General features: G+C 71.6%; 18 protein-coding genes, 2 tRNA genes and 1 pseudogene. 13 read left to right on the top strand and 8 right to left on the bottom strand.

Going from position 1 to position 16,450, the window contains the following annotated elements:
* Positions 1–40: 40 nt before the first annotated feature.
* On the top strand, positions 41–760 hold the full coding sequence (locus ACZ6CZ_RS20105; protein ID WP_469023383.1) for a DUF3566 domain-containing protein: 720 nt from the start codon (positions 41–43) through the stop codon (positions 758–760).
* Between the two features lie 133 nt (positions 761–893).
* A tRNA-Ile gene (locus ACZ6CZ_RS20100) sits at positions 894–970 on the top strand.
* A gap of 55 nt (positions 971–1,025) precedes the next feature.
* Here the strand turns inward: ACZ6CZ_RS20100 and ACZ6CZ_RS20095 are convergent.
* On the bottom strand, positions 1,026–1,277 hold the full coding sequence (locus ACZ6CZ_RS20095) for a tyrosine-type recombinase/integrase (RefSeq protein WP_469022778.1): 252 nt from the start codon (positions 1,275–1,277) through the stop codon (positions 1,026–1,028).
* Positions 1,278–1,463: 186 nt separating this feature from the next.
* A complete protein-coding gene (locus ACZ6CZ_RS20090) occupies positions 1,464–1,874 on the bottom strand; it encodes a carboxymuconolactone decarboxylase family protein (RefSeq protein WP_469022774.1) in 411 nt (136 codons plus the stop codon).
* A gap of 377 nt (positions 1,875–2,251) precedes the next feature.
* Here ACZ6CZ_RS20090 and ACZ6CZ_RS20085 point away from each other — a divergent pair, with 377 nt between their 5' ends.
* On the top strand, positions 2,252–2,548 hold the full coding sequence (locus ACZ6CZ_RS20085; RefSeq protein WP_469022771.1) for a hypothetical protein: 297 nt from the start codon (positions 2,252–2,254) through the stop codon (positions 2,546–2,548).
* A 144-nt stretch (positions 2,549–2,692) separates the two neighbouring features.
* Here ACZ6CZ_RS20085 and ACZ6CZ_RS20080 read toward each other — a convergent pair whose 3' ends face one another.
* Positions 2,693–3,019 carry a DUF6344 domain-containing protein gene (locus ACZ6CZ_RS20080; protein WP_469022768.1) on the bottom strand — a complete coding sequence of 109 codons (327 nt, stop codon included), beginning with the start codon at positions 3,017–3,019 and terminating at the stop codon, positions 2,693–2,695.
* 349 nt (positions 3,020–3,368) lie between these two features.
* Between ACZ6CZ_RS20080 and ACZ6CZ_RS20075 the strand changes: the two genes are divergently transcribed.
* Positions 3,369–3,497, top strand: a complete 129-nt coding sequence (locus ACZ6CZ_RS20075) for a DLW-39 family protein (RefSeq protein ID WP_003999697.1) — start codon at positions 3,369–3,371, stop codon at positions 3,495–3,497.
* Between the two features lie 204 nt (positions 3,498–3,701).
* A complete protein-coding gene (locus ACZ6CZ_RS20070) occupies positions 3,702–5,123 on the top strand; it encodes a hypothetical protein (protein ID WP_469023380.1) in 1,422 nt (473 codons plus the stop codon).
* Here ACZ6CZ_RS20070 and ACZ6CZ_RS20065 read toward each other — a convergent pair.
* Together ACZ6CZ_RS20065 and ACZ6CZ_RS20060 are read right to left on the bottom strand one after the other, a co-directional pair.
* The gene (locus tag ACZ6CZ_RS20065) at positions 5,087–6,484 is read right to left on the bottom strand and encodes a serine/threonine-protein kinase (RefSeq protein WP_469022764.1); all 1,398 of its coding nucleotides are present in this window, start codon (positions 6,482–6,484) and stop codon (positions 5,087–5,089) included. The two genes, ACZ6CZ_RS20070 and ACZ6CZ_RS20065, sit on opposite strands and share 37 nt — an antisense overlap.
* 76 nt (positions 6,485–6,560) lie before the next feature.
* On the bottom strand, positions 6,561–7,109 hold the full coding sequence (locus tag ACZ6CZ_RS20060; protein ID WP_469022762.1) for a helix-turn-helix domain-containing protein: 549 nt from the start codon (positions 7,107–7,109) through the stop codon (positions 6,561–6,563).
* A gap of 183 nt (positions 7,110–7,292) precedes the next feature.
* On the opposite strand from ACZ6CZ_RS20060, the gene ACZ6CZ_RS20055 reads away from it, so the two are divergent.
* Positions 7,293–7,365: transfer RNA gene (locus tag ACZ6CZ_RS20055), tRNA-Ala, on the top strand.
* 65 nt (positions 7,366–7,430) lie between these two features.
* Here ACZ6CZ_RS20055 and ACZ6CZ_RS20050 read toward each other — a convergent pair.
* Complete coding sequence (locus ACZ6CZ_RS20050; protein WP_469022759.1) at positions 7,431–8,129, bottom strand: DUF5324 family protein; 699 nt, start codon at positions 8,127–8,129, stop codon at positions 7,431–7,433.
* A gap of 256 nt (positions 8,130–8,385) precedes the next feature.
* Here ACZ6CZ_RS20050 and ACZ6CZ_RS20045 point away from each other — a divergent pair, with 256 nt between their 5' ends.
* Positions 8,386–8,919, top strand: coding sequence for a peptidylprolyl isomerase (locus ACZ6CZ_RS20045; protein ID WP_469022756.1), 534 nt, complete (start codon positions 8,386–8,388; stop codon positions 8,917–8,919).
* 174 nt (positions 8,920–9,093) lie between these two features.
* On the top strand, positions 9,094–9,984 hold the full coding sequence (locus tag ACZ6CZ_RS20040) for a rhomboid family intramembrane serine protease (RefSeq protein WP_469022753.1): 891 nt from the start codon (positions 9,094–9,096) through the stop codon (positions 9,982–9,984).
* 258 nt (positions 9,985–10,242) lie between these two features.
* Here ACZ6CZ_RS20040 and crgA read toward each other — a convergent pair whose 3' ends face one another.
* The gene (gene crgA, locus ACZ6CZ_RS20035) at positions 10,243–10,497 is read right to left on the bottom strand and encodes a cell division protein CrgA (RefSeq protein ID WP_469022750.1); all 255 of its coding nucleotides are present in this window, start codon (positions 10,495–10,497) and stop codon (positions 10,243–10,245) included.
* 152 nt (positions 10,498–10,649) lie between these two features.
* Between crgA and ACZ6CZ_RS20030 the strand changes: the two genes are divergently transcribed.
* The 5 genes and pseudogenes from ACZ6CZ_RS20030 (at position 10,650) to ACZ6CZ_RS20010 (ending at position 14,232) form a co-directional block, all read left to right on the top strand.
* Positions 10,650–11,438 (top strand): DUF881 domain-containing protein, encoded by a 789-nt coding sequence (locus tag ACZ6CZ_RS20030; RefSeq protein WP_469022747.1) that lies wholly within the window; start codon positions 10,650–10,652, stop codon positions 11,436–11,438.
* Between the two features lie 105 nt (positions 11,439–11,543).
* Positions 11,544–11,752 (top strand): annotated as a pseudogene (locus ACZ6CZ_RS20025) (hypothetical protein).
* A complete protein-coding gene (locus ACZ6CZ_RS20020; RefSeq protein ID WP_469022744.1) occupies positions 11,749–12,408 on the top strand; it encodes an aminodeoxychorismate/anthranilate synthase component II in 660 nt (219 codons plus the stop codon). Before ACZ6CZ_RS20025 ends, ACZ6CZ_RS20020 begins: the two are co-directional and overlap by 4 nt.
* Positions 12,405–13,469: a class E sortase gene (locus ACZ6CZ_RS20015; RefSeq protein WP_469022741.1), complete on the top strand. Its 1,065-nt coding sequence runs from the start codon at positions 12,405–12,407 to the stop codon at positions 13,467–13,469. The genes ACZ6CZ_RS20020 and ACZ6CZ_RS20015 overlap by 4 nt, the downstream gene beginning before the upstream one ends.
* A 13-nt stretch (positions 13,470–13,482) precedes the next feature.
* Complete coding sequence (locus ACZ6CZ_RS20010) at positions 13,483–14,232, top strand: class E sortase (RefSeq protein ID WP_469022738.1); 750 nt, start codon at positions 13,483–13,485, stop codon at positions 14,230–14,232.
* Positions 14,233–14,310: 78 nt separating this feature from the next.
* Here ACZ6CZ_RS20010 and pknB read toward each other — a convergent pair whose 3' ends face one another.
* Positions 14,311–16,326, bottom strand: a complete 2,016-nt coding sequence (gene pknB / locus ACZ6CZ_RS20005) for a Stk1 family PASTA domain-containing Ser/Thr kinase (protein WP_469022735.1) — start codon at positions 16,324–16,326, stop codon at positions 14,311–14,313.
* Between the last annotated feature and the right edge of the window lie 124 nt (positions 16,327–16,450).

The following is a 16,450-nucleotide window of genomic DNA, read 5'->3' as shown; positions in this document are numbered from 1 at the left end:
GGGCCCCAAGGGCGCGAAGGCCACGAAGGGCACGACGACCGTGCCGGCCGCCGCGACGAGCGCGGTGGGCGCCGCGGACCCGACGGACCCGCAGACGACCAACCTGAAGGCGGTCAGCGCGCCCGCGGCCGACTCGTCCTCGCCCCACTCGCATGGATCCCAGGGGGGAACTGTGACGGACACCCGAGGCTCCCGGACCCGGCAGCACGCGGCCGGAGCCGGTCCGGCCGCCGACGCCGACGGGCAGACGGCCTCGCCGCTGCCCGGAGAGCGCCGGCCGCAGCAGACCGGCGGGCCCTACCACCCGCCGCAGGCCTACCCGGCGCAGGCCGCCGGGACCGGCACCGGCTCGGTACGCCGCCCGCGCACCGGCGCGCGCACCACGCCGCGCACCCGCAAGGCACGGCTGCGGGTGGCCAAGGCCGACCCGTGGTCGGTGATGAAGGTCAGCTTCCTGCTCTCCATCGCGCTGGGCATCTGCACGATCGTCGCGTCGGCGGTGCTGTGGATGGTCATGGACGCGATGGGCGTGTTCTCGACCGTCGGCGGCACGATCTCGGAGGCCACCGGCTCCAACGAGGCGAACGGCTTCGACCTCCAGGCGTACCTGTCGCTGCCGCACGTCCTGACGTTCGCGTCGATCATCGCGGTCATCGACGTCGTCCTCGCGACGGCCCTGGCGACCCTCGGCGCGTTCATCTACAACCTCTCCGCGGGCTTCGTGGGCGGCATCGAGCTGACGCTCGCCGAGGACGAGTGAGCGGCCTCCCCGGCCCGCTCCCGTCCCTCCCCCTGACCTCGGCCGACGGTCCCCGGACAACCGATTTTGGGACTGCCGTGGTCGTGCGCTAATCTTCAGGAGTCAGCGCGCGGGACATACCGCAGAGCGCGGCGGGGCTATAGCTCAGTTGGTTAGAGCGCATCCCTGATAAGGATGAGGCCACAGGTTCAAATCCTGTTAGCCCCACCAGTACGAAGACCCCCAGTCGGCAACGGCTGGGGGTCTTTGACATCCACGGCTGACATCAGCCGATGAGTGGATCTTCCAGAAGCTCGGCCAGCATGCCGACCGCCTCCCGCTCACCCTCGCCCACCACGTGTGTGTAGACGTCCATGGTCATGCCGATCTGACTGTGCTGCAGGATCGCCTGGGCCACCTTGGGGTGCCCCTTCAGGAAGGCCAGCAGGGTGCCGCAGGTGTGCCGGGCGAGGCGGACCGTGATACGGCGAACACCGGCGCGCTTGACGAGCCGGTCGAAGGTCCGGGAGAAACCCACCGGGTCGATCAGCCCGCGCCGCCCCGGCCCACGTCAGCCCGGTCAGAACGAGCCTCCGGCGGGGGGATCGGCCGGCACCGGGATGGAGGGGGCGCCGCTCCCGGCCGCGGGCGCGTAGTGGCGTGTGAGGGGTGCTCCCATCCCGGGGAGGGTTGTGGTGCAGCGGACGCGGCTGACGTCGGCGCTTCAGTTCTCGGGCGAGTCCGCTTCGGCGTGCTCGGCAAAGACCTCGCGTGCCACGGCGTAGCTGTCAAACGCGCGAGCCACACCCGCGTAGACGGCCATCTGGATGAAGGCTTCGACGATCTCCTCTTTGGTCACGCCATTGTGCAGAGCGATACGCAGCTGGCCCCGAAGCGGCTCGAGGATGCCCAGGCTCGCCGTGATGGTGACCGAGATGAGCGCACGGGTGCGAAGGTCGAGATGCTCGCTGCGAGTCCATGCGTCATTGAAGGCGTGTTCGGTCGCGATCCGTGTGAAGTCGTAGGCGTTGTCGGGTTCCGTCGGCCTTGGATCGACATACGGCGCCAGGCTGAAACCAAGGATCTCCTCGGCGTTGTTCAGAGCACGCGTGTAGTCAGCGTTGTGTTCCGTCATGGCGCCATTCTGCGCGCTGCCGACCCAGGGCTATGAGACCGGCACGACGCTCGGACCAGTCCACTGTGTTGGGTTGTCAAGAGCGCCCCCTTTCGCCGACACCAGTACCTGGCACCAACAAGGCTGGACAGCAACAGACACGGCCGAACCTCGACGGACAACTAGTCAAGGCGGGAGACGAGTTGGCCGCGGCGTTCAGGGGCGCCATGATCGACCTGATAAGGATGAGGCCACAGGTTCAAATCCTGTTAGCCCCACCGGCACGAACACCCCCGGTCCAGCAGGACCGGGGGTCTTCGGCGTCCATGGGCACGGTCGGTGGGGTCGGCCCGGCTGTGCTGCGGCGGGGTGTCCGGCCCGGGGAGGGAACGCACGTGATGCACCGGTACGCGGCGGCGCAGCCGGCGTCGCCCGGGAGCTACCTCCAGGCAGTGGCCTGCTGCCTCGCCGTGGGAGTGGCGCTCGTCGCGGTCGGCCGCCACCAGCGCCGGACGGGGCGCAGCATCGTCCACCCGGGCAGACCGGTACGGGTGGGCCGCGTACTGCTGCCCGTCATGCCGGCCAGCAAGGGCAAGCGGGTCTGGGGCCGGGTGTACGTCGTCGTCGGCTGGTTCTTCGTCCTGGGGGCGGTCGTCAACCTGGTCAACGGCGTCAGGGCGGTGCATGGCCGGTGAAGGGCCCGGAAAACGCGTCGACCCGCGACCGGGGTGGTCGCGGGTCTTCGGCGGGTCGGTAGGGCGTCTGTACGCAAGGTCGCCGTTACGTCTCTGGTCGGTGCATCACCGGGGCCGGTGCGGCCGCGGTGCGGTGTCGGTGGGTCAGCAGGCGAGCGGCGCGACGGGCTCCGACGGTACGTCCGACTCCGCGTCCGTGTCGGCGAGGGGGCGGTGGCGGCAGCTCGGGGACTTTCCGTGGGCCTCGGCGTGGATGCGCTGTTTCATCGTGGGGGGCAGGGCCGTGGTGGTGCTCCAGGTCCGGTGGGGCATCGTCGCCGGGATCGCCGGGTGGGTGCCGGCGTTCTTCGGCGTCTCGGTCCGCGGTGCGGCCGTGGCCGTGGTCGCGGTGACGAGTCCGAGCGCCGTGCACAGCGCGAGAATGGCGGTGACGATGGCGGTCCACAGCTTCATGGCCTTGGTGCGGTCCATGGCCCCTCACTTTCGGGTCGGGCGATTTGCGTACTTTCCTCATGATGTGTATGTGGACCGCGAAGTGGTGGACCGACGCCCGCGCCGCGTGGATGTTCAGATGAACAGCACTCGAATGGCCGCAAGAGGTGGCGAAAACTCCCGAAGCGGGGTGGGGGCGGGTGAAGGGGGAGCAAATTCACCGTCCGTGCGGGGGTGATCACGCTCCGGGCCGGGTGGCGCGGACCTGGCGCAAAGCGCTGCCAGGGGCGGGAGTTGGGGCCCGGTGCCAGGTCACCGATCGGTCTCGGGCGGTGTGTATAGTCGGGCGCCAGAGGTCCCCTACGTCAAGGAAAGACGAGGTAGCGCGGTGAAGAAGCTTCTCCTGGTCGCACTGGCCGCCATCGGCGGGCTCCTCGTGTACCGCCAGATCCAGGCGGATCGCGCCGAGCAGGATCTGTGGACGGAGGCGACCGACTCCGTGCCCACGGGTTCCTGAGCACCGACACCGGTATCTGATCAGACCCCGACCGCCCTCGCGGTCGGGGTTTTGTGTTGCCCGGACCGCCGGATCGTGGTGGGGGCAGGATGGGGCGGAGTCCGCCCCGCGTGCCCGTACGGCGAGGGCCTGAGCGGGCCGGGGCGGGCTCCGGGTGACCGGTACGGCGGAAGTGGCCGCAAGGACGACGAGGGGTGGCGCGTGATGGGGCGGTGGGGTACGGCGTGGCGGCGGGCGGCGGGCCACGGCGGCGGGACGGCGGCCACCGCGGCGCGCGCAGCCGTCGTGGGCGCCGTCCTGTGCGCCGTCGCCGCCGGGGTGACCGCACCACCGGGCGGTGCTGCCGCCGCCACCCAGGGCGCAGCGAGCGCCGGAGCGCCGGGCGCGTACGCCTTCGCGCCGGGCGCCCGGCGCGTGACCGGGGCCGCGAGCACCACCGGCGCCGCACGGCTGGAGCCGGGCCGTACCTACCGCAGCGCCCTGCCGGAGAACGGCAAGCTGTACTACCGCCTCGACCTGTCCGCCGCGGCATCGGCCTACGTGCCCGTCACCGCCGTACCCCCGGCCGACGCCACGGTCGCCGCCACCGACGGCGTCCGGGTCTCCCTCCAGGACGCGGCCGGCAGCCCTTGCTCCTACGCGTCCGCGAGCATGGGAGCGGGGCTGAGCCCGCACCCCGTCACGGCGCTGGCGCGGCGGGACACCGGCAGGACGCTGTGCCAGGGGGCCGGGCCGTACTACGTGGTGGTCGAGCGGGTCGACGCGACCGGGTCCGGCGGCGCGTCCGGCACGTCCGGGGCCTCCGCGTCACCGGTGTGGGACCTGGAACTCGCCCCGGCCACCGAGCCGCGGCCGGTGCACGCGCCGGCCACCGACGCGCCCGGGACCTGGGACTCCGCCACGCCCGAGCCGGTCACCGGTGAGCCCGGCACACGGGACGGCGGCGCCGGTTTCGCCTACGCGCGGGCCCTGGGCCAGGGGGTGTGGCGCACCGCCATCGCCCCCGGCCGGACCGTCTTCTACAAGGTGCCCGTCGACTGGGGGCAGCAGCTGTCCGTCACCGCCGAGCTGGGCGCTTCCCCCGCGCCCGGCGGCTATGTCAGCGGCGCCCTCGGCCTGTCGCTGCACAACCCGGCCCGCGGCCGCGTCGAGGACGTCTCCGTCAGCTACAACGGCACCCGGCGGACGGCCGCCCTCGATCCGCTGCCCCCCGTCGAGTACGCCAACCGGTACGCCGTCCTGGACCGGGTGAACGCGATGCGCTTCGCCGGTGCGTACTACCTGGCCGTGCACCTCAGCAGGCAGATGGCCGGCACGTTCGGGCCGGGGCCGTTCGGGGTGACCCTGCGGGTGCGGGTGGCCGGCAGCGCGCACGCCGGTCCCGGTTACGCCGGGGCATCGGTGCCGGACGGCCTCTTCACGGTCACGGCCGCCGACCGGGCGGCGGCGCTGGCCGGCAGCACGGGCGGCGGCGACGGCGGCGACGGCGGTGGCGGTACGGCGATGACCGCGCTGGCGGTGGGCGGGATCGGCGCCGGGACCGCGCTGCTGCTGGGGCTCGGGGTGTGGACGGTGGCGGCCCGGCGGGCTCAGACGCGGGCCAGCGCCCAGAACCCCACGGCGTAGCAGGCCAGCGCGAGCAGCAGGAGCGGGATCACCACCGCGGCCGGGGGACCGGGGCGGCGGACCGCCCGGCGCCGGCGCCGCCCGCCACCGCCCTTCGGTGGACGCGCCGGGGCAGGGGCAGGGGAAAGGGGCGCGGCCGGCCGGTCCTGGGCGGTGTACGCGGCTGTGAAGGTGTCCACCGGCTGCCGGGGCGGGGAAAGCGGGAAGCCGCCGGTGTCCGGCCGGGGCGGACCGGCCGCGTCCCCGGCCCCGGCGTAGGGCCCGTGGGGCGCGGGCGCCCAGGGCGGCGCCGCCGGTCCGCCGCCGGTCAGGCGCGGATCGACCGGTACGCCGGCCCGGACGCCGCCCGTGGTGGAGTCGCCGTGCTGCCGCTCGTGCCGTACGGCTGCGCCCGCACCCGCGTCCGCGGTGGGCCCCGTGCCGGTCTCCGAGCCGGACTCGGTGCCGGTGCCGGTGGACGTGTCGACCTCCGCGGAGCGCGTCAGCGGGCCGTCCGGGCCGAACCCCGGCGGCAGCGGGCCGAGTTGGTCGAAAACCTCTATTCGCTCGTCGTCCGGGCCGGGCTCGGGCAGCAGTTCCGCGGCCGCCGCGAGGGCCTTGCGGGCGCCGGTGGCGGTGCGGAACCGGGCGGCCGGGTCGGGCTGGAGCAGGGTGGCGACGACCTGCCAGAGCGGCTCGGGAACGCCCTTGGGCGCTCCCGGGGTGCCGTGTTCCGCGAAGTACTCCACGAGCGCCTTGGCGTCGGGTTTGGCGCCCTCGAGCAGATACAGCGCGACCAGGCCCACCGCGAACAGGTCGGCGGGGAAGTCGGGCTCCTCGCCCAGGAGTTGTTCCGGTGCGAGGTAACCGGGCGTGCCCACCACGAGGTTGGTCTCCGTCAGCCGAGGTTCGCCCAGCCGCATGGCGATGCCGAAGTCGGACAGCCGCAGCCGGGGACGGGCCGTTCCGGTGGCCTCCAGCAGGAGGTTGGCGGGCTTGATGTCCCGGTGCACCACGCCCTCGCCGTGCACCGCCGCCAGCCCGGACAGGAGCTGGTCGAGCAGGGTGCAGACGAACGCGGGCGGCAGCGGGCCGTAGTCCCCGACCAGGTGGACCAGCGAACCGCCGGCCACCAGGTCCATGGTGAACAGGACCTGGTCGTCGTCGGCCGCCCAGCTGGCCGGGGCGAGCACATGGGGGTGGTCGATGCGCAGCGCCTGTTCCCGTACGAAGCGCAGCAGGGCGTGCGCGTCGCGCTGCTGGAGCACCTTGGCGGCCACGTACCGGCGCCTGCGGTGGTCCCAGGCACGCCAGACGGCGCCCACGCCGCCCCGGCCGATCGGGTCGGCCAGCTCGTACCGGCCGGCGAAGACCTCACCCATGGCAGTCCGCCGCTCCTCCCCCTCGGATGTCCTCCGTGCCCGTGCTCCTGCCGGTCCTGTTCCCGCGCGGGTGCCCTCAGTTCTGGTGGGACTGGTAGTGGGCCACCGCGTCCGAGGTGCGGCCGGCGCCGTACACCCGCAGGAACTCGGCCAGTTCGGGGTGGCTGGGCGCGAGGGTGTCGGCGGCGGCGATGATGTCGCCGGCGGCGGCCACCGAGCGCAGCAGCGACTGGATCTCGCGGACCACCCGCTTGACCGTGGGCGCCCCCGAACTGTTCGTGGTCTGCGTGGCGTTGCTGAGCACCGAGCCCCCTTGTGACTTCTTGATCTCGTCCATGCGCTCGGTCGCCTCGGCCGCGCTGACGCTGCCGTCGGCGACCTGCGCGGCCAAGTCCTGCAGCAGCTGCACCCGCTGGACCACCGCGGGGTTGCCGATCTTCGCGCGCTGGCCGCTCATCAGCTGCGACAGCATCGGGGCGGACAGCCCGAGGACGGCGGCGAGACGGGCCTGGTTCAGCCCGAGATCATCGATGAGCTTGCGGAACAGCGCCCCCAGCGGTTCCCCGTACCAGTTCCGCTGCAGCTCCCGCGCTCTGGCGGTGGCTTCCTGCTGTGCGGCGTCCATTGCGTCTCCCCATCGCTTCCCCAGAAAAACCACGGTTCGCTGCCGCGAACCCCGCCGAGCATCTTACGGAGAGTGGTCATGCGCGGGGACCCCCAATCTTTTTGCGGAGCACGGGGGGAGACCCGGTACTCTGGTCTGCGGCGCCCGCCGGAACACGGTTGTTCCGGCCGGACGCTCCCGCACGGGGCCTTAGCTCAGTTGGTAGAGCGCTGTCTTTGCATGGCAGATGTCAGGGGTTCGACTCCCCTAGGCTCCACAGAGAAGAGCCCCTCACCTGCGCGAACGCGGGTGGGGGGCTCTTGTCGTCGCTCTCGGAGCGGATCAGGCGTCGTCGCCCTTCGCCTGCTCCTCCGCCTCCTTGGCCTGGACCTCCGGGTCCAGCACCGAGGCGTCGGGGCTGCCGTCCACGGCGCCGATGCGGCCGGCGTCGTTCACCTCGGTCGGGGCGGGGGGCTCGACCAGCCAGTCCGGGTTGGCCTGCTTGTCCCACCACTTCCAGACGGCGTAGGCGCCGCCGGCCACGGCGCTCACCACGGCCAGGGTCTTGAAGGCGCGCCCGGCCCTGGCCCGCCGCCGGTGCTTGCGGGCCAGCTTCTGGATCTCCTTCGGCGTCACCTGGCCGCGCAGCGCGGCCAGCGCGGCGGCGCCGCGCGCGGCGGCCTCCTCACGCACCGGGCCGGCCGCGGCGACGGCCTGCTCGATCCTGGGGCGCGAGTACGCGGCGGCCTGGCGCGCGGCCTTGCGGGTACGGACGGCGGCCTCGTGCGCGGCCTGGTCCACCTTCGGTGGCACATGCGCACGGGCCTGGTCGAGACGCGGGGCGAGACGGGCGTCGTACTGCACGCGGGCCTGTTCGGCGGCCTGGGACACCACGGGCGCGAGCCGTACGCGTGCCTCCTGGGCGTAGAACGCGGCACGCTCCTTGGCCGTGTCGGCGTAGGGCGCCACCACTTCCGCGGCGTGCAGCACGCTGTCCTTCGCCGAGCCGGTCGCGGCGCGCACGCTGTCGATGCGGGTCACGGGTTCCTCCTCCTCGGTGGCGGTACGCTATTTCGACTTTCCGCCCTTTTACGGATCATGCCTGTCCGGGCACGGCCGGGCATGCAAAGACGCGCATCCGGGTGCCTAAATGCATGAATAACGGGCAACGGAGTTCGCCGACGACAATGCCACGGATCGCTGCCCGGCGCTCCCCTGCCGCGAGGACACGGCCGGCTTTCGCCGGGCCGATCCGTGCGAGGATCGGGAGCCACAGGAAGACAACGGAAGGCAGACCGTGGCTGAGCAGCTTTACGCCACCCTGAAGACCACCCTCGGCGACATCGAGATCCGGCTGTTCCCGAACCACGCGCCGAAGACGGTGCGCAACTTCGTGGAACTGGCCCAGGGCGAGCGGGAGTGGAAGCACCCGGCCACCGGTGTGACGAGTACGGACCGGCTCTACGACGGCACGATCTTCCACCGGGTCATCAGCGGTTTCATGATCCAGGGCGGCGACCCGCTGGGCAGCGGCCTGGGCGACCCGGGCTACGAGTTCGAGGACGAGTTCCACCCGGACCTGTCCTTCAACCGGCCCTACCTGCTCGCCATGGCCAACGCCGGGCCGGGCACCAACGGCTCGCAGTTCTTCATCACGGTCGCCCCGACGACCTGGCTGAACCGCAAGCACACCATCTTCGGCGAGGTCACCGACCCGGCCGGCCAGAAGGTGGTGGACGCGATCGCCGCCGTGCCGACCAGCCGTCCCAACGAGAAGCCGCTCGAGGACGTCGTCATCGAGTCGGTGGTCGTCGAGCGCCGCCAGGGCTGAGCGCCGCCAGAGCCGAGCGGGTCAGGGCCGAGCGGGCCAGAGCTGAGCGGCCAGGGCCGAGCTGGGCTGGGCCGCGCCGTCGTCCGGCAGGGGGAACCATTCGTCCCGCTCGTCCGTAAGGATGATCGGGGCCGGGCAGTGCCGGGGCAGGGCCACGACGAGCAAGGGGACCGCATGGAGCAGGCCGGAGGCATTCCGCAGGACGCCGGGAGCCTGCCCGGGTGCTACCGCCATCCGGACCGGGAGACCGGCGTGCGCTGCACCCGCTGCGAGCGTCCCATCTGCCCCGAGTGCATGGTCAGCGCCTCGGTGGGCTTCCAGTGCCCCGAGTGCGTCCGCGGCGGTTCCGGCCCGGGCCGGGCACCGGCCGCCGCAGCCCGGCCCCGTACGGTCGCGGGCGGCACCGTCACGGCCGACCCCAGGCTGGTCACCAAGGTGCTGATCGGGCTGAACCTGGCCCTGTTCCTGGTGCAGGAGGCCGTGGGCAAGAGCTTCACCGACCGGTTCGAACTGGTCGGCAGGGCCACCATGACGCTGTACGGCCCGCTCCAGGGCATCGCCGAGGGGCAGTACTACCGGCTGCTGACCGCCATGTTCCTGCACGGCGGCTATGTCCACATCCTGTTCAACATGCTCAGCCTGTGGTGGCTCGGCGGCCCCTTGGAGGCGGCCCTCGGCCGGGCCCGCTACCTCACCCTGTACCTCGTCTCGGGTCTGGCCGGCGGCGTCCTCACCTATCTGATCGCCGCGCCCAACCAGCCGTCCCTCGGCGCTTCCGGGGCGATCTACGGCCTCTTCGGCGCCACGGCCGTGCTGATGCGCAGGCTGAACTTCGACCTGCGGCCGATCGCCGGCCTGCTGGTGGTCAACCTGATCTTCACCTTCGGGGTCCCGGGCATCGCCTGGCAGGCGCACATCGGCGGGCTGGTCGGCGGCGTGCTCACCGGGTACGCGATGGTGCACGCCCCGCGCCGCCACCGCACGCTGGTCCAGTACGGCTCCTGCGTCCTGGTGCTGGCCGTGCTGGCGGTCCTCACCCTGGTCAGGACGGGTCAGCTCACCTGACGGCTACGGGTTGTCCACAGTGTGTGCCGGATCTTGTGCATACTCTCCGGGAACAGCTGTGCCCCCTGTCGCTCAGGTGTGTTGTGCCAGGTCGGACAGGGGGCGAACAAGCTTGCGGAGGCCGGTGAGCCAGTCACACCGGCGTCAACCTCCGAGAGGTTATCCACAGATCGTCTTTCTTTTTCCCCATGTGGAAAACCGCTGTGGATAACTAACCGGAGTGTCCTGGGCAGAGCTGGGAACCCCGGCGCCGATCCGCTACTTCCACTGCGTGGAGACACCGAACCCGGCGGCGATGAAGCCGAAGCCGACCACGATGTTCCAGTTGTCGAGGCTGTCGACGGGCAGCGAACCGTCGGTCACGTAGAAGACGACGATCCAGGCCAGCCCGATCAGGAACATGGCCAGCATCACCGGCGCGACCCAGGTCCGGCTGTTGAGCTTGATGGCCGTCGCCTGCTTCGACGGCGGCGGCGTGTAGTCGGCCTTCTTGCGGATACGTGACTTCGGCACGAGGGTCTCTCCTGTCGATGCGCTGCGTGGCCGCGCAGGTAACTGGGTCGGGTCCGGGGCAGCGTACAAGGGGACAGCAAGGGCTCACTGAATGCTCCCCCGGGCGTCCGTTAGCGTAGTGCTTCCGCGGCGCCGAAGGAGATAAGGGTACGTTGAGCAATTCTGCCGACTCCCCCGGGACGGGATCAACGGGTGGCGCGGTCCGGCGTGGGCCGCGGCTGCGGCCGGTGCGTCTGCTCACGGCGGCCGTGTTCGCCCTCGCCGGCCTGATCTTCTTCACCAGCTTCGACACCGCCAAGGGCACCGACATCCGCACGGACGCCTCCCTGCTCAAGCTGTCCGACCTGATCCAGGAGCGCAGCCACAAGAACAAGGGGCTCGACGAGTCCAACGCGGCCCTGCGCGGCACGGTCGAGTCGCTCGCCGAGGGCGACGACGGCAGCACCAGGGCCCAGGACGAGAAACTCTCGGGTCTGGAGAAGAGCGCGGGCACCCGGAAACTGTCCGGCCGGGCCCTCACCGTCACCCTCGACGACGCCCCGCCGAACGCCACCGCCAAGCTCCCCGGCTACCCCGAGCCGCAGCCCGACTACCTGGTCATCCACCAGCAGGACCTCCAGGCCGTGGTCAACGCGCTGTGGCGGGGCGGCGCCAAGGGCATCAAGGTCATGGACCAGCGGCTGATCTCGACCAGCGCGGTCCGCTGCGTCGGCAACACCCTGATCCTCCAGGGCCGCGTCTACTCACCGCCGTACAAGATCACCGCGGTCGGGGACCCGCAGGCTCTCCAGCAGGCGCTCGCCGACGCGCCGGCGATCCAGAACTACATGGTGTACGTCAACGTCTACGGCCTCGGCTGGAAGGTCACCGAGGACGGGACCGTCACCCTTCCCGGTTACACGGGCACCGTCGACCTGCACTACGCCGAACCCGCGCGGTAGCGTCCCGCCGCCGGTGAGGCGATCGGCCCCGCGGCACGTACGTCCGGGTACACGCGCGCAGCCCCGTGGAGACACGCGAACCCGGGGCCGCGCGCCGTTAGTCTGGTGGTGTACGGCGTGGGTCAGGTGCCGTGGCGGACGGAAGGGACGGCATGTACGGCTGGATCTGGCGGCATCTGCCGGGGAACACGTGGACGAGGGCGCTGGTCTCACTCGTCCTGGTCGTGGCCGTGGTCTATGTCCTGTTCCAGTACGTCTTCCCCTGGGCCGAACCGCTGCTGCCCTTCAACGATGTGACGGTGGACAACCAGTGAGCGCGCGGATTCTCGTCGTCGACAACTACGACAGCTTCGTCTTCAACCTGGTCCAGTACCTCTACCAGCTGGGCGCCGAGTGCGAGGTGCTGCGCAACGACGAGGTGACCACGGCGCACGCGCGCGGCCGCGCCCCGGGCACCGGGGACGGCTTCGACGGCGTGCTGCTGTCGCCCGGACCCGGCACGCCGGAGGAGGCGGGCGTGTGCGTGGACATGGTCCGGCACTGCGCCGCCACCGGGGTGCCCGTCTTCGGCGTCTGCCTGGGGATGCAGTCGATGCAGGTGGCCTACGGCGGCGTGGTGGACCGCGCGCCGGAGCTGCTGCACGGCAAGACGTCCCTGGTCGAGCACGACGGGGAGGGCGTCTTCGCGGGCCTGCCCTCGCCCTTCACCGCCACCCGGTACCACTCGCTGGCCGCCGAGCCCGCCACCGTCCCGGCGGAGCTGGAGGTGACCGCCCGCACCCGGGACGGGATCATCATGGGCCTGCGCCACCGGGAACTGCGCGTCGAGGGCGTGCAGTTCCACCCCGAGTCCGTGCTGACCGAGCACGGGCACCGGATGCTGGCCAACTGGCTGGCTGAGTGCGGCGACCAGGGTGCCGTGGCGAGGTCTGCGGGGCTCGCCCCGGTGGTGGGCAGGGCCACGGCGTGACCGCGCTGCGCCCGGAGCGCGAGGACGCGTACGGCGAACCGCCGCCGCACGCGTCGTACGCCTCCGTGTCCCGGGCGAGTGACGGCACCCCGTCGGCGGCGCGGCGGGCGCGTCCGGCGCGGTCGGCGCCGCTGGACGACGAGACGATGGCGCTGCGGCTGCCCGAGCCGCCCCCGGCGGGCGCGAACGGCTCCCGGCGGGCCGCTGGAGCCTCTTCCGCCTCCTCGGCCACAGGAACCACACCCGGCGGCCGCGCGGCCCGCAGGAAGGCCGCCAAGCGGCGTGGCGGGCGGCACGGCGGCCCCCGGGAGGCCGCACCCGCGCCGGAGACCGCGCCGGGGGCACCGCGGTCCCGCGTCGAGGCCCGCCGGCAGGCCCGGATGCGCCGCCCGGGCCCCGCGGTGGTCGCCAGCCGGGCGATAGGAGAGGTGTTCATCACCACCGGCGTGCTGATGCTGCTGTTCGTCACCTACCAGCTGTGGTGGACGAACGTGCGCGCGCACGCGCAGGCCGGCAAGGAGACCAGCAGCCTCCAGCAGGACTGGGCGGACGGCAAGCGCTCCCCGGGCGTCTTCGCGCCCGGCCAGGGCTTCGCCATACTCCACATCCCCGAGCTGGACGTGGTGGCACCGATCGCCGAGGGCGTCAGCAACAAGAAGGTGCTCGACAAGGGCATGGTCGGCCACTACGGCGAGGCCCCGCTGAAGACGGCGATGCCGGACGCGAAGACCGGCAACTTCGGACTCGCCGCGCACCGCAACACCCACGGCGAGCCGTTCCGCTACATCAACCGGCTGCGGGCCGGGGACGCGGTCGTGGTCGAGACGCAGAACACCTACTTCGTGTACAAGGTGACGTCGATGCTGCCGGTGACGCCGCCCTCGAACACCAGCGTGCTGAACCCGGTTCCCCGGGGCTCCGGGTTCACCGGGCCGGGCCGCTACATCACGCTCACCACCTGCACACCGGAGTTCACCAGCAAGTACCGGTTGATCGTCTGGGGCAGGATGGTCGAGGAACGCCCGCGCAGCAAGGGCAAACCGGATGCGCTCGTCGAGTAGGGGCAGAGGAACAGTGGCAGCGACCGCCGACGGCACGCAGGAGCACACGGACGACGTCCCCGGCGAGGTGCCCGCACCGCCGCGCCGGCGCCCCGGACGGCTCGCCACCGCCGTCAGCGTCCTCGGGGAACTGCTCATCACGGCGGGCCTGGTGATGGGCCTGTTCGTCGTCTACTCGCTGTGGTGGACCAACGTCGTGGCGGACCGCACCGCCCACCGGCAGGCCGACAGGGTCCGCGACCACTGGGCGCGGGACACCGGCCCCGGGGCGCTGGACACCAAGGACGGCATCGGCTTCCTGCACGTGCCCGCGCTGGGCGGCGGCGAGGTGCTGGTGGAGAAGGGCACCTCGACGACCGTGCTGGACAACGGCGTCGCCGGGTACTACACCGACCCTGTCAGGGCCACGCTGCCCACCACCGGCAAGGACGGCAACTTCGCCCTCGCCGCGCACCGCGACGGCCACGGCGCCAAGTTCCACAACATCGACAAGGTGCGCAAGGGCGACCCGGTCGTCTTCGAGACCAAGGACGACTGGTACGTCTACAAGGTCTACGCGATCCTCCCGGAGACCTCCAAGTACAACGTCAGGGTCCTCGGCGCGGTCCCGAAGGAGTCGGGCCGCACGAAGCCGGGCCACTACATCACGCTCACCACGTGCACGCCGGTGTACACCAGCCGGTACCGGTACGTGGTGTGGGGCGAGCTGGTCCGGGTCGACCCGGTGGACGGCGAGCGGACGCCGCCGCGCGAACTGCGCTGAGCGCGCCGGACCCCGGCGCGGACGGCAACGGGCCCCTGCCGGTACGTCCGGCAGGGGCCCGTCTTCCGTCGCGGCGGGTCAGCCGTCGAGACCGCCGAAGAAGTTGGTCCCGCCGTTGTCATTGCCGCCGTTGCCGTTGCCGCCGTCGCCGCCGTTCCCCCCGATGGTCGTCAGGGTGATCGTCGTGCTGCCCGGGTCGTCGACCCCGGTGTTGGCGTTCGGGTCCTGCTTGGCCACGAAGGCGTTGTCGTCCGAGGAGCTGCCGCCCGCGAACTGGATGTTGGTGAAGCCGTTCTGCTGAAGAATCTGCCGGGCGTTCTTCACGGTCTGGCCGACCACGTTCGGCACCTGCTTCTGCTGCTGCGCCTTGCCCACGTTGACCGTCACCGGCGTGTTCTTGGAGACCGAGCTGCCCGCCGCCGGGTTGGTCGAGACGACCTTGCCGTTCTGGTTGGCGTCGGTGGTGTTCACGTCGGCGCAGGTCGGCACCAGGCCCTTGCCCTGGAGTTCGGCCTTCGCCTCGTCGCAGGACTTGCCGGTGACGTCCGGGACCTGGATCTTCTCCTCGGCCTTGGCCACGGTGAGGGTGATCGTGGTGCCCTTCTGCCGCTCCGTGTCGCCCGCCGGGTTCTGGTCGATGACGACACCCGGGGTCTGGTCGGAGACCTGGGTCTTCTTGTCGACGTCGAAGCCCTTGGCCTCCAGCTGCGCCTTCGCCTTGTCGAAGGTGAGGCCCTGGACGTCCGGCACGGTGACCTTCGGCGCTCCGGTGGACACCACCAGGGCGACCGTCCCGTCCTTCGTGATGTCCGTGTTCGGCTTCGGGTTCTGCTTGCAGATGCTGCCCTTGGGCTGGTTGTCGCACGGCGCGCTGGAGAACGTCAGGTTCAGGCCGACGTTCTGGGCCATCTTCTGCGCGACGGACTTGGTGTTGCCCACGAACGCCGGTGTGGGGATCTTCTCGTTGCCCGAGTCGTCGCCGCTGACCGCCCACCTGCCGATCAGGATCGCGCCCACCAGCACCAGGATGCCCGCCACCACGAGGAGGATCGTCGAGGTGTTGTTGCCGCTCTTCTTCTGCTGGCGGCGCCGGTCGGGGCGGTCGTCGTAGCCGTAGCCGCCGTCGTCCGGGTTCATGGGCGGCAGCATCGTCGTCGCGCCGGCGCCCGCGTCGGAGCGCAGGGCAGTCGTCGGCTGGTCGTCGGGGTAGCCGCCGTAGCCGACCGCGCCCATCGCGGCGGTGGCCGCGACCGGCTGGCCGTCGAGGCAGGCCTCGATGTCGGCGCGCATCTCGTCGGCGGACTGGTAGCGGTAGTCGGGGTCCTTCACCAGCGCCCGCAGCACGATCGCGTCCATCTCGGGCGTGATCTCGGGGTCGAACACGCTCGGCGGCTGCGGCTCCTCACGGACGTGCTGGTAGGCCACGGCCACCGGGGAGTCGCCCACGAAGGGCGGCCGCACCGTCAGCAGCTCGTACAGCAGGCAACCGGTCGAGTACAGGTCCGAGCGGGCGTCGACCTGCTCGCCCTTCGCCTGCTCCGGCGAGAGGTACTGGGCGGTGCCGATGACCGCCGCGGTCTGCGTCATCGTCATGCCGGAGTCGCCCATGGCGCGGGCGATGCCGAAGTCCATCACCTTGACCTGGCCGCCCCGCGTCAGCATGACGTTGGCCGGCTTGATGTCGCGGTGGACGATGCCGCTGCGGTGGGCGTACTCCAGGCCCTGGAGGATGCCGATGGTCATCTCCATGGCCCGCTCGGGCAGCAGCTTGCGGCCGGAGTGGAGAAGCTCACGGAGCGTGGAGCCGTCCACGTACTCCATCACGATGTACGGGATCGAGACCCCGTCGATGTAGTCCTCGCCCGTGTCGTAGACCGCGACGATCGCGGGATGGTTGAGCGAGGCGGCCGACTGGGCCTCCCGGCGGAACCGGGCCTGGAAGGACGGGTCACGCGCGAGGTCCGCGCGCAGCGTCTTCACCGCCACGGTGCGGCCGAGGCGGGTGTCATGGGCGAGGTAGACCTCCGCCATGCCACCGCGGCCGAGCACATGGCCCAGTTCGTACCGGCCGCCGAGGCGACGCGGCTCTTCCATAGCTACCTACCAGCCCTCTCCGTCGGTCCCGGCCGCCACGTCTGTGTGCGGCCGGAGGCTGCCGTCCGGGCCTACCGTACCCGGCTCGCTCCGTGTGACCTGGCCAAGCCCGTAACCCGATACA

The organism is Streptomyces sp. NPDC041135, assembly GCF_055592085.1.
The sequence above is the reverse complement of the archived record's forward strand: the minus strand, read 5'-3'. Positions and strand labels throughout refer to the sequence as shown.